Origin of the sequence: Maribrevibacterium harenarium, assembly GCF_006385675.1 — a bacterium.
GTDB classification, from domain to species: domain Bacteria; phylum Pseudomonadota; class Gammaproteobacteria; order Pseudomonadales; family Marinomonadaceae; genus Marinomonas; species Marinomonas harenarium.
Genome location: NZ_VFRR01000058.1, coordinates 1 through 12446, shown reverse-complemented (window position 1 = coordinate 12446; position 12446 = coordinate 1). Strand labels below are relative to the sequence as shown.

9 protein-coding genes are annotated in these 12446 nt (G+C 42.8%); all 9 read left to right on the top strand.

All coding sequences use genetic code 11. The features are described 5' to 3' along the window. The first annotated feature begins 753 nt into the window (after positions 1-753). On the top strand, positions 754-1659 hold the full coding sequence (locus FJM67_RS16020; RefSeq protein ID WP_000196208.1) for a 3'-5' exonuclease: 906 nt from the start codon (positions 754-756) through the stop codon (positions 1657-1659). 213 nt (positions 1660-1872) lie between these two features. Beyond that, positions 1873-2172 carry a hypothetical protein gene (locus tag FJM67_RS16015; RefSeq protein ID WP_015066542.1) on the top strand — a complete coding sequence of 100 codons (300 nt, stop codon included), beginning with the start codon at positions 1873-1875 and terminating at the stop codon, positions 2170-2172. 317 nt (positions 2173-2489) lie between these two features. Further along, entirely contained in the window at positions 2490-3413 is a 924-nt protein-coding gene (locus tag FJM67_RS16010) for a WYL domain-containing protein (RefSeq protein ID WP_140591463.1), read from the top strand. 69 nt (positions 3414-3482) lie between these two features. Beyond that, complete coding sequence (locus FJM67_RS16005) at positions 3483-5048, top strand: type I restriction-modification system subunit M (RefSeq protein WP_087504514.1); 1566 nt, start codon at positions 3483-3485, stop codon at positions 5046-5048. Then, positions 5045-6301 (top strand): restriction endonuclease subunit S, encoded by a 1257-nt coding sequence (locus tag FJM67_RS16000; protein ID WP_140591460.1) that lies wholly within the window; start codon positions 5045-5047, stop codon positions 6299-6301. The genes FJM67_RS16005 and FJM67_RS16000 overlap by 4 nt, the downstream gene beginning before the upstream one ends. A 1-nt stretch (position 6302) precedes the next feature. After that, on the top strand, positions 6303-7592 hold the full coding sequence (locus FJM67_RS15995) for an ATP-binding protein (RefSeq protein WP_140591457.1): 1290 nt from the start codon (positions 6303-6305) through the stop codon (positions 7590-7592). Continuing rightward, complete coding sequence (locus tag FJM67_RS15990) at positions 7589-10702, top strand: HsdR family type I site-specific deoxyribonuclease (protein WP_140591453.1); 3114 nt, start codon at positions 7589-7591, stop codon at positions 10700-10702. Before FJM67_RS15995 ends, FJM67_RS15990 begins: the two co-directional genes overlap by 4 nt. Before the next feature lie 104 nt (positions 10703-10806). Continuing rightward, positions 10807-11370 (top strand): hypothetical protein, encoded by a 564-nt coding sequence (locus FJM67_RS15985; protein WP_055464651.1) that lies wholly within the window; start codon positions 10807-10809, stop codon positions 11368-11370. Then, positions 11370-12281, top strand: coding sequence for a Kiwa anti-phage protein KwaB-like domain-containing protein (locus FJM67_RS15980; RefSeq protein ID WP_140591450.1), 912 nt, complete (start codon positions 11370-11372; stop codon positions 12279-12281). The genes FJM67_RS15985 and FJM67_RS15980 overlap by 1 nt, the downstream gene beginning before the upstream one ends. The last annotated feature ends 165 nt before the right edge of the window (positions 12282-12446 follow it).

Genomic DNA, 12446 nt, shown 5'->3' with positions numbered 1-12446 from the left:
TCATGCTTGAGCTTCTTCAGCTCTGCGTATGTGAGTTCTTCAAGATGTGGGAGAATACTGCGAAGGCGTTGAGTGCTCATGAAGGCTCCGGTGCATCTGGACTACAGTTTTCAGCATAGACCACCAACACTCAAATGCAACACAGCCTTGTTTATACAGTATCTGATGCTATGCTGATTTCTACAAGTAAAATTGTAGGTAAAACTGTAGTTGTTCGAGTAAGACGTTGTGTCGTGGGTGATTTCTTTTTTGTGTTGAAAAGCTTGATGTGGGGATTGCTCGCCCTCGTCAAAGCCTGCAAGGCTTGGACAATACTGCTTCTGCCTACTGCTCTTGTTTCTGTTACTGATCCTGTTACTGCTACTGGTTAACGCATGGGTCAAGTAACCGTCAAACAAGGCTTGTTGAACCCTTTGCAAAGGGTTTAAAAACAGTTAGTAAAATTCTGCTTCGTATTGAATTTACTGGCTTAAAGCGAAGTCAGGAGCATCATTAAAATGCTCAGTCGAACTCAGTTCAAGCCTTTTTCAACCGTTTGAAAAGGGGTTGGCTAAGCCATACCTAAAGGGTATCGGTAAGGGTTACCTAAAGGGTTTAGCTAAGGCTTTCTGAAAGGCTTAGCCAAAGCCTTCATACATGGGTCACCCAGTAGAAAGATCAAAAAAACGCTGAGGTATCCAAGGTGCATTTAGAGAAACCTGTGGCACAGTGAAATAACCCAAAGCGAACAATAGAATTGAAGAGGAACCATCAATGACAAGAGCCCCTGCGCCATTTCCGCTAGAGCGCCTCGCGGATATTCCAGAAAGACCAGAAGATTTTAGATTGCTGGAGCGTATTCCATTAACGCGTGAGCCGCAGTCCTGGCCACTTGAACTTTCTCCTATGGTTGGTGATGAACAGCCAATGGTGCTGCTCGATACAGAGACAACCGGACTGTCTGCCGAGGACGAGTCCATTATTGAGCTTGGTATGGTTAAGGTGCTTTACAGCCCCTCTGCTCAGCGGATTGTGTCGATTGTTGATGTGATCAGCTTGTATGAAGATCCCGGTAAGCCTATCCCCGAGCTGATTACCGAGTTAACCGGTATCACCGATGATATGGTGCAAGGCCAGCACATTGATGATTCACTGGTAGCGAGTTGGTTATCCGATGATCCGCTGGTGGTTGCACACAATGCGCAGTTTGATCGTCCTTTCTTTGAAAAGCGGTTTGCTGCATTAGGCCATCTATCTTGGGCCTGTTCAGCCAGTGGCATAGATTGGAAGGCACTGGGTTTTGAAAGTCGAAAGCTTGAGTACCTGCTGCTTCGCTTAGGTTGGTTTTATGAAGGACACCGAGCTGCAACCGATTGTTTGGCGATGGCCTGGTTGTTCCATTTGTTGCCCGAGTCCGTTGCAAACTTGTTGTCTGAAGCGGACAGGCGAACTGTGTTAGTTCGTGCGTTTGGTGCGCCGTTTGACGTAAAGGACTATTTAAAAGAGCGTGGTTACCGCTGGCATGACGGTGTTAAAGGTGCCAACAAGCATTGGTGGCGCGAAATCAGCGAAGACGAGTTACCGCAGGAACAAACTTACCTGGATGATTTGTACCATCGTGGCTCAGAACATGCCCACTATGACTACAAAGATGCTCGCAATCGATTTAAAGCTTTGTAGCTCTCTATAAGTTAAGCCTTGCATATTTGAGAATCTCTGGAAAATGGAAAGTGAACTTACGTTATACCCAAACTACTTGGTGTTGCAGCTAGGCGGCAAGTGAGTGAGTCCCCATGAGCATAGATCTTCTATGTGATTGGGGTGAGCGAATGCAGGTAACACCGCTGCGGCTGCAAGTAGGAAGGGTATATAACCAACAAGGGGAATCTTTCCATGTACCAAGACACCTACATTGAATACTGGGGCGAAATCTTCGTCTCTGCCCGCATTATTGAATTTGGCATCACGTTCGAGCGCTTTCTAAAAGATCCATGGAAGCATTTGATGTCCTGTGGCCAAGAATCTGCACCGGACGCGATTGCTGAAGGGATGCTGCCATTGCTACCAGCCCAGGCAGAAGTTGCCAGGCGTGTTCGAGAGAGTGAGCAACGAGCCCTGATCTCTACAGAGTCGGACAAAGGGGTATCGCATCGCGGTAACATCGTGGTGCCACTGGTTCGGGTAGCGCATTGATAGCGGCTATCAGCATTGGCACAAAACAAGGTCTTCACGCTCATGACTCAGCGGCAATTGTAATCCAGATCAAAAAGTTGCCGCTTAGTCTTCCCTACAAAATAATTTGTGATAGGATGATACCTAATAAAATTAATTAGGTTGAAGCCTATTCAGTGTTTTATGGCCATCTGTTCAGCTTCAACCGGTAGAGATTGATTAGCCATTGCGGATGAATAGCAGCTTTATGCCATGCCGTTCAATGTGATTACGTGATGTCTGACCGAACTTTATAAACAGAGTTTTAAGAATCTGGTTGAATTGGATAAACAAGACGCATGACAAATGATGGTCTGAAAAAAACGGTAGTGGCGAAGCCAGATAGGTTTTCGCAGATAGCGCAGTTGCCGCAAGCAACCAGGGATCGCATTGCCCATATCGATTTCACCTTGTTGTTTAAGGGAGAAGCGGTACGGGCAGACTTAGTAGATCGGTTCAGCATTGCCGCCGCACAAGCAACGAAAGACTTCACCATGTACCGAGAGCTTGCACCAGGCAACATTGAGTATGACCAAAAGCTCAAGTTGCATAAGCGCGGTGAAGCTTTTGAGCCCTTGTTCGACTATGACGTTGTGAGAACGCTGGCGACGATTAGCCAAGGGTACGGAGATGGCTTCACTGGCAAGGTAAAACCACCACTGGCTTGTGAAGCGCCTTATCACCTTAACAAGCCGAGTTTATCGATAGTAGCGAAAGTCACCGAGGCCATTCACAAAGGCAAAGCCTTGCGTATCACCTATGTGTCGTTATCGAGCGGTGAAACCACGCGTGAAATTGTGCCGCATACGCTGGTGGACAATGGCCTGCGTTGGCACGTTCGTGGTTTTGACCGCAAGCATGGTGAGTTCCGTGACTTTGTACTGACCCGAATTAAAGCAGCGGCTGTGCTTGAAGATTCCACTTTGTCTGAAACGGAACTCGAAACCCAAGACCGGCAATGGAATCGCTTTGTAGAACTAGAGTTAGTGCCGCACCCACGCATAGAGCACAGCGAAGCGATAGAGCTGGACTATGGCATGACGGGTGGCGTTCTAAAGGTTGAGATTAGGGCTGCAACCGCTGGGTATTTGCTTCGCCAATGGCATGTGGATTGTTCCAAAGCACACAGCCTTCAAGGCACTGAATACCAACTTTGGTTAAAGAATACTCCGACACTCTACGGGGTCGGAAATTTGAATTTAGCTCCAGGGTTTAACGAATGATGTTCGACGACAGTGAATATTGCATAACCCATAAACGAATTATGACGAATTAAAAGCAGGAATTAACAAATGACAAGTTTACAACAACGTGCCGAACTTCAACGCCAAATATGGGCGATTGCCAACGATGTAAGAGGCTCAGTGGATGGTTGGGATTTTAAACAATATGTACTGGGTACGCTGTTCTACCGTTTTATCAGTGAAAACTTTGTCAACTACATCACAGGCGGCGATGAGAGCGTTAATTATGCTGCCATGTCTGACGATGATGAAAACATCAAGTTTGCTAAAGAAGATGCCATTAAAACCAAAGGCTATTTTCTTTACCCTAGCCAGTTGTTTAGCAATGTAGCGGCTAATGCACACAAAAACGAAAATTTAAATACGGATTTGGCAGCAATTTTTGCTGCAATAGAAAACTCAGCCAATGGCTATGATTCAGAAAAAGACATCAAGGGCTTGTTTGCGGATTTTGATACCACCAGTAATCGTCTGGGTAATACGGTAGAGGCAAAAAACAAACGCCTGTCAGCCGTGTTAAAAGGCGTGGCAGGTTTAACCTTCGGTAATTTTGAAGACAACCAAATTGATTTATTTGGTGATGCCTATGAGTTCCTGATTTCAAACTATGCCGCCAATGCGGGTAAATCCGGTGGCGAATTTTTCACCCCCCAGCACGTTTCAAAATTGATCGCGCAGCTGGCCATGCACGGCCAAACCAGTGTGAATAAAATCTATGACCCTGCGGCGGGTTCGGGCTCGTTGCTGTTACAAGCTAAAAAGCACTTTGATGCGCATATCATTGAAGATGGTTTTTTTGGTCAAGAGCTCAACCACACTACCTACAACTTGGCGCGTATGAATATGTTTTTGCACAACATTAACTACGACAAGTTTAATATACAGTTGGGTGATACCTTAACCGAACCACACTTTTTAGATGACAAACCGTTTGATGCCATTGTCTCTAACCCCCCTTATTCGGTGAAATGGATTGGTAGCGACGACCCAACCCTAATCAACGATGACCGCTTTGCGCCCGCTGGCGTATTGGCACCCAAATCAAAAGCCGACTTTGCCTTTGTGCTGCATGCACTGAGTTACCTATCAAGCAAAGGTCGTGCAGCCATTGTTTGCTTCCCCGGTATTTTTTACCGTGGTGGTGCTGAGCAAAAAATTCGTCAATATCTGGTTGATAACAACTACGTTGAAACCGTGATTTCACTGGCACCAAACCTGTTCTTTGGCACCACCATTGCGGTGAATATTTTGGTGTTGTCGAAACACAAAACTGACACCACCACCCAGTTTATTGATGCCAGTGGCGAAGCTTATTTCAAAAAAGAAACCAACAACAACGTGCTGACTGAGCAGCACATTGAAGACATCATGAAAGTGTTTGCCAGCAAAGAGAACGTGGATCACTTTGCTAAATCGGTTGATTTGGACGTCATAGCAGGCAATAGCTACAACCTTTCGGTAAGCAGTTATGTGGAAGCGAAAGACAACCGCGAGCTAGTGAATATTACAGAGCTTAATGCCGAACTTAAAACCACCGTTGCTAAAATTGATGCGCTTCGCAGTGATATTGACGCCATTGTAGCGGAAATTGAAGGTGAGGAGGTTGAAGCATGAGTCACTTGAACTATTTAGAGAAGCTATTAGAAGGCGTGGGTACTGAATGGCAAGCTTTAGGTGATTTAGTAACATTACGCCGAGGGAGAGTTATGTCAAAAGGGTTCCTGTCTGAAAATACAGGAATATTCCCTGTTTATAGCTCTCAAACAGCAAATGATGGAATGATTGGCTCAATCGACACTTACGATTTTGATGGTGAATATATTAGTTGGACCACCGATGGCGCTAATGCGGGCACTATATTTTATCGTAAAGGGAAATTTTCAATTACAAATGTTTGTGGTCTCATGAAGATCATAGATGAAAACCTTTTAAACTATAAGTACTTGTATTATTGGTTGACAACTGAAGCTAAAAAGTACGTTTACTCAGGTATGGGTAATCCGAAGCTAATGAGTCATCAGGTTGAAAAAATTGCAGTCCCCATTCCATGCCCAGATAACCCAGAAAAATCGCTGGCAATACAAGCTGAAATTGTACGCATTCTGGATGCATTTACCGCCATGACCGCCGAGCTGACCGCCGAGCTGACCGCCGAGCTTAACCTACGGAAAAAACAATACAACTACTACCGCGACCAGTTGCTAAGTTTTGACCTGTCTGCCGATCAGGCAGGAGAGGGTGAAGTTGAGTGGAAGACGTTGGGTGATGTTACTAAAAAATGGTATTCAGGTGGAACACCTAAGGCCGGCAATCCAGAATTTTACGAATACGGTGATATACCATGGCTTAGAACTCAGGAAGTAAAGTTTGCTGATATTTTCGACACAGATGTAAAAGTAACTCCAGCTGCTTTGCAAAACTCATCAGCCAAATGGATACCTGAAAATTGCGTGATAATTGCTATTTCTGGAGCAACTGCTGGTAGATCTGGAGTAAATAAGATTCCTCTAACAACTAATCAGCACTGTGGATGTTTGGAAATCGACGATAAAAAAGCTCTATACAGATACGTCTTTCATTGGGTTAGTTTCAATTATGAAAACATAAAAGCTCTAGGACAAGGTGCAAGAGGAGATCTAAATTCGACAATCATTAAGAACTTTAAGTTACCTGTTCCTTATGCAAATGATCCTGCGAAATCATTGGCCGAGCAGGCGCGAATTGTAGCGATATTGGATAAATTCGATACCTTAACAACTTCGCTGCAAGAAGGTCTCCCCCGCGAAATTGAGTTACGCCAAAAGCAATACGAGTATTATCGTGATCTGTTGTTGAGCTTCCCGAAATCTGAAGAGGCAGTTGCTTAATATGGGTAAGGAACTAAAGGACATAGCTAACGACTTAATCAGCAAGAATAAAAAGGTACAGTTGATCTATGCCTTTAATGGCACAGGTAAAACGCGTTTATCACGAGCTTTTAAGGAGGAAATTGTTCCTTCTACACAAAACAATGATAGTGAAGAAGATGGTGAGAAAACTCGTGATAAGTTTCTGTACTACAACGCCTTTACGGAAGACCTGTTTTATTGGGATAACGATTTAAAAGTAGATTCAAGGCCAAAGTTAAAAATACAACCAAATACTTTTACGGGTTGGTTGATAGACTTGTTAAAAGAGTTGGGCGAAGACGGCAACATCGCTACAAACTTTCAACGTTATACGGGTAGCAAAGCTACTCCAATATTCAATGAAAAATACAAAGCTAAAATTGATGAAAAGGAAGTAACGATACCTGCGTTTTCTGAGGTCACTTTTCAAGTCGCCGCAAATGAACCTGTCAACTATGAGCCAGGTACTGCCGCGACTGATGGTGTCGAAAATGTCGTTCAGGGTAAATACGAAGTAATAAAAATTTCAAAAGGTGAGGAAAGTAACTTTGTATGGAGTGTTATGTACACTCTTTTACAACAAGTTGTTTCCACCCTTAATGAGCCAGATGTTACTAATAGAATTACTGATAAGTTTGATGCTTTAGAATACGTATTTATTGATGATCCAGTGAGTTCATTGGATGATAGTCATTTAATTGAATTAGCGGTTGATTTAGCAGGTTTGATCAAGTCTAGTACGTCAGACTTAAAATTTATCATAACAACGCATAGTCCCCTTTTTTATAATGTGCTCTGCAATGAGCTCAATAATAAGGCTTATCAAAAGCAGGCCGATGGTACTTTCAAACCAATCTATAAGCCAAATAAGGAATTTCAAAAATACCGATTAGAAAAGCTGGCTGATGGTGATTTTGAACTACCTGAACAACCGACAGACTCGCCGTTTTCTTATCACTTATTCCTTCTAAATGAGCTTCAGAAAGCCATTAATGACAGACAAATCAGAAAGTATCATTTTAGTCTTCTGAGAAATGTTCTTGAGAAAATGGCCACTTTCCTAGGTTATAACTATTGGCCTGCACTTCTTCAAAAATCTCAAGACGGAAAGCCAGATCCATTCGCCAATAGAATCCTTAATTTATCCAGCCACTCTGCTCATGCTGGCGACGAGATCTCGGATCTAGAAGATAAAGACAAGGATAAATTAGAAACCTTGGTTGGTTACTTAATAAACACTTATGGATTCAAGAAGCAGGAATTACAATGACCAACTATAAAAGTATTGCAGAATCGAATAACTTTATTGTTTTAGATAAATATACACGACAAGACCAAATTGCTGAGGGCTACCAGAGCGAAAGTGATTTAGAGCGTGAACTGATTCAGGACCTAAGCAACCAAGGCTATGAGTATTTACCTGCGCTAACGACGCCAGACGCCATGCTGGCGAATGTACGCAAGCAGCTACAAGCCCTTAATAAGGTCGAGTTAACTGATGCCGAGTGGACTCGCTTTTGCGAGCAGTATCTGAACACACCCAGCGACAATATTCTCGACAAAACCCGCAAGGTGCACAGTGACTATATCTTCGATTTTGTCTTTGATGATGGCCATATAGAAAACATCTACCTGTTCGACAAGAAAACCATTGCGCGTAACAAAGTGCAGGTGATCAAGCAGTTTGAGCAAACGGGAAGCCATGCCAATCGGTACGATGTGACGATTTTGGTCAATGGTTTGCCTTTGGTGCAAATTGAACTGAAAAAGCGTGGTGTGGCGATCCGTGAGGCGTTTAACCAAATACATCGCTACAGCAAAGAAAGTTTTAATGCAGAGAACTCGTTGTACAAGTTCTTGCAGTTGTTTGTGATCTCGAATGGCACCGACACGCGCTATTTTGCCAATACCACTAAGCGCGACAAAAACAGCTTCGACTTCACGATGAACTGGGCGAAGTCAGACAATACGCTGATCAAGGATTTAAAAGACTTTACCGCCACTTTTTTCCAGAAAGAGACCTTACTTGAAGTGATCTTGCGTTACTCGGTATTTGATGTCAGCAATACCTTACTTGTAATGCGCCCCTACCAGATTGCGGCCACTGAGCGCATTTTATGGAAGATAAAGAGCGCGTTTAACGCTAAGAATTGGAGCAACACCGAGAGCGGCGGGTACATTTGGCACACCACGGGTTCAGGAAAAACACTCACTAGCTTTAAAGCGGCACGTTTGGCCACCGATTTAGACTGTATCGATAAAGTCTTTTTTGTGGTGGACCGAAAAGACCTCGACTATCAGACCATGAAAGAGTACCAGCGGTTCTCACCTGATAGTGTGAACGGTTCAGACAGTACCGCAGGGCTAAAAAGCAACCTGGATAAAGACGATAACAAGATTGTTGTTACCACAATCCAAAAGCTCAACAACTTAATCAAAAGTGAAAGCGATTTAGCTATCTACAACAAGCAGGTTGTCTTTATTTTTGATGAGTGTCATCGAAGCCAGTTCGGTGAAGCGCAGAAAAACCTGAAAAAGAAATTCAAAAAGTACTACCAGTTTGGCTTTACTGGTACGCCAATTTTCCCTGAAAACGCCTTGGGTGCTGAAACCACGGGCAGCGTGTTTGGCCAGCAGTTGCACACTTATGTGATCACTGACGCCATTCGTGATGAAAAAGTACTCAAGTTCAAAGTGGACTATAACGATGTTCGTCCTCAATTTAAGAGCATTGAGACTGAGCAGGATGATAAGAAGCTCAGTGCGGCGGAGAACAAGAAAGCTTTCTTACATCCAATGCGCATTCGTGAAATCTCGCAGTATATTCTGAACCATTTTAACCAGAAAACGCATCGAGCCTATTCTGGTGCCAAAGGGTTTAACGCCATGTTTGCGGTCAGTAGTGTTGATGCAGCGAAAGCGTACTATGAAACCTTTAAAACATTGCAGGCCGAGGCCGAAAATGGACCTACAAGTAAACCTCTGCGTATTGCGACTATCTTCTCATTTGCTGCCAATGAAGAGCAGGACGCCATTGGTGATATTTTAGATGAGAGTTTTGAAGTCAGTGCCATGAACAGCAGCGCAAAAGAGTTTTTGAGCGCCGCGATTAACGATTACAACGCCATGTTTAAATCTAACTATGGCGTGGACAGTAATGGTTTTCAGAATTATTACCGTGACCTTGCCCAGCGAGTTAAGAATCAAGAAATTGATCTACTCATAGTGGTCGGTATGTTTTTAACGGGCTTTGATGCGCCTACGCTTAACACCTTGTTTGTTGATAAGAATTTGCGCTATCACGGCTTGATGCAGGCGTTTTCTCGCACCAATCGCATTTATGATGCAACGAAGACCTTTGGCAATATTGTTACCTTCCGGGACTTGGAACAGGCAACCATTGACGCCATTACCTTGTTTGGTGACAAAAACACCAAAAACGTGGTGTTGGAGAAGAGCTACAAAGAATACATGGAAGGCTTTAACGATATTGCTACTGGCCAAGCGCGTCGAGGTTTTGTTGATATCGTAAAAGAGCTGCAAGAACGCTTTCCAAACCCAGAAAATATTGAAAAAGAACAAGATAAAAAAGAGTTTGCCAAGCTGTTTGGTGAATACCTAAAAGCAGAAAATATTCTACAAAACTACGATGAGTTTGCTGGATTAAAAGCGCTGCAAAGCCTAGATACCAGTGATGAACAAGCTGTTGAAGAGTTCAAGGCAAAGTACTATCTGGACGATGCTGACATCGAGACAATGCAAGCTATCGATATGCCGAGCGAACGTGCTATCCAAGATTATCGCTCTACTTACAACGATACCCGTGACTGGTTGCGACGCGATAAAGAAGGTCAGGACAAAGATAAGTCAACGGTAGACTGGGACGATGTGGTCTTTGAAATTGATTTGCTTAAATCGCAAGAAATCAACCTCGATTACATTCTTGAACTGATTTTTGATCACAATAAGAAGAACAAGAGCAAAGAAGGCTTGATTGAAGAAGTCCGCCGTATGATCCGCGGTAGCCTTGGCAATAGAGCGAAAGAGAGCTTGGTGGTTGATTTTATTAACCAGACAAACCTAGATGAGATCAATGACAAAGCCAGCATTATCGACGCATTCTTCAAATTCGCCCAGGCGGAGCAGAAGCGCGAAGCCGATGCCATTATTGCCTCTGAAAAGCTCAATATCGATGCTGCCAAACGCTATATTGCGTCATCACTTAAACGTGAGTACGCCTCTGAAAATGGCACTGCACTTAATGAGGCGCTGCCCAAACTTAGCCCATTGAACCCACAGTACCGAACCCAGAAGCAAACGGTTTTTCAGAAAATTGCCGCTTTTGTTGAAAAATTCAAAGGTGTGGGTGGGCAGATATAAAAAATGACGATCTATTTAAGTGCCGCTCGCTTGCTCGATGATATAGATTTTACAGAATCTATTCTTTTGGTGAGTAGCATTCATTTAGGTTTAAGGGTGGTTTTATGACAGGAAATAATGAAGGTTTGTCGCTAGCTAGGCTACTAATGGTCTTGAGCAGTATGTCCCCACTATTCATTCTTTGGGCAATTAAGGGGTGGGGAATAAAAGGTATTTCGGAAGTATATTTTCTTTCTTTCTGCCTTTTTTTTATTACGGTGCCAAATTTATTCTTGTGGTTCCGCGTAAGATTAGTAAAAAAAAGAAAAGATCGGCGAGAATTGACCGCTGGCGATTGTGAGGATCACAGAGATCATCTACTTGTTTACCTTTTTGCTATGTTACTTCCTTTCTATAGTGTCAATATCGATAGTATTAGAGACTTAGCGGGTCATGTGGCGGCAATAACGTTCATTGTATTTCTGTTTTGGCATCTGAATATGCATTATATGAACATTTTTTGGGCCATGAAGGGGTTCAGGGTATATACGTTGAAACCTGATGCAGAAAATAACTCTATTAGTGGCAGAATTCCTGTCGTATTAATCACAAAGCGCTCTCATATTGTCAAAGGAGAGAAAATTTCAGCTTACAGGCTTAGCCAAACGGTATTTTTAGAGGATGAATAATGCCTATTAACTTTGATTTTGAAAATGTAAATATAACTGAGTTTGGTCTTGGTCTGGATAGTCCCAATCGAGGTTTTGTGTTTGTTCCTGTTGATGAAGTCGTACAGAAGTCATTAGTTGAAATGGTTAGTTTTACAAAGACACAGATGCAGGATAAGGCGAGCAGTATGGCTACGTATCAGCCATCAGAAAAATATGCGTCTATTGAATATCTTACCTTTTCAATCAATGACCCATTGGTACAAGAGCTTAAAAATCTTCATGAGTCCGAAAATGTACCAGAAGATTGCAGTGCTTTTGACAATATCAATCAATGTTTCGCGTACTTTGTAAAGCTCACTGATAACAACCAACAGAGAATAACAGCTGTACGTCGTTCAACTCAGTTTAAAACTTTAATAAAGAAAAGGCATAGGCTGGTTCAGTATGTTGATAATACTTTAAAGTCGTTAGAGGAAACTGTTTTTAAATTGGATAATGACTTCGATTTTATTATTCATAATGATTTAATACACATTCTCCGCCCTAGTGGCCTAGAGTTTACAGCTCAACTTCAGAAGGCAATTATGGATGCAGTTCCAGCCAACATTGCGAGTATTGCGAGTGAAATTGATTTCGTTAACTTTGATAGTATATCTCAGTATGCGCAAAACCACCCGAGAGCTGCAAGATATATTGCTTCCATTAAATCCCAATCAGAAGCAATAAACATCAGTCAAGATAAACTAGAACGTTACTGCGAAAAAACCAATGTTGTCACAAATATAGTTGATGGGAAGATTAACTTAGACAGCTCGCAGATTATGGGATTTTTGGAAGTCCTAGACAGGCGTCGATACGAAATAGATCTAAAAGACGATGGAGAGTCGGAAGTTTATAGAGCGCCGAGCAGAAGCCGAGTAACTAGTTAGTTTACAAAGTCAGCGGCATTGTTAACCAAAATATATGTGTGTCAATAGATCTGGATTTCTTTTATCTAATTCGTCGTCCCTGAATAATGGCGATTTTAGACTAAAGCGCCATTTCATTTTCTAGCCTTCTCGGCAATAAGGATTGTATCAATCTCATCCCGCTAT

Bases quoted from the DNA above. Each gene is read 5' to 3' on its own strand.
- FJM67_RS16010 (WP_140591463.1), top strand. From the start codon at position 2,490: ATGACAAATGATGGTCTGAAAAAAACGGTAGTGGCGAAGCCAGATAGG.
- FJM67_RS15995 (WP_140591457.1), top strand. From the start codon at position 6,303: ATGGGTAAGGAACTAAAGGACATAGCTAACGACTTAATCAGCAAGAAT.
- FJM67_RS16005 (WP_087504514.1), top strand. From the start codon at position 3,483: ATGACAAGTTTACAACAACGTGCCGAACTTCAACGCCAAATATGGGCG.
- FJM67_RS16015 (WP_015066542.1), top strand. From the start codon at position 1,873: ATGTACCAAGACACCTACATTGAATACTGGGGCGAAATCTTCGTCTCT.
- FJM67_RS15990 (WP_140591453.1), top strand. From the start codon at position 7,589: ATGACCAACTATAAAAGTATTGCAGAATCGAATAACTTTATTGTTTTA.
- FJM67_RS15985 (WP_055464651.1), top strand. From the start codon at position 10,807: ATGACAGGAAATAATGAAGGTTTGTCGCTAGCTAGGCTACTAATGGTC.
- FJM67_RS15980 (WP_140591450.1), top strand. From the start codon at position 11,370: ATGCCTATTAACTTTGATTTTGAAAATGTAAATATAACTGAGTTTGGT.
- FJM67_RS16000 (WP_140591460.1), top strand. From the start codon at position 5,045: ATGAGTCACTTGAACTATTTAGAGAAGCTATTAGAAGGCGTGGGTACT.
- FJM67_RS16020 (WP_000196208.1), top strand. From the start codon at position 754: ATGACAAGAGCCCCTGCGCCATTTCCGCTAGAGCGCCTCGCGGATATT.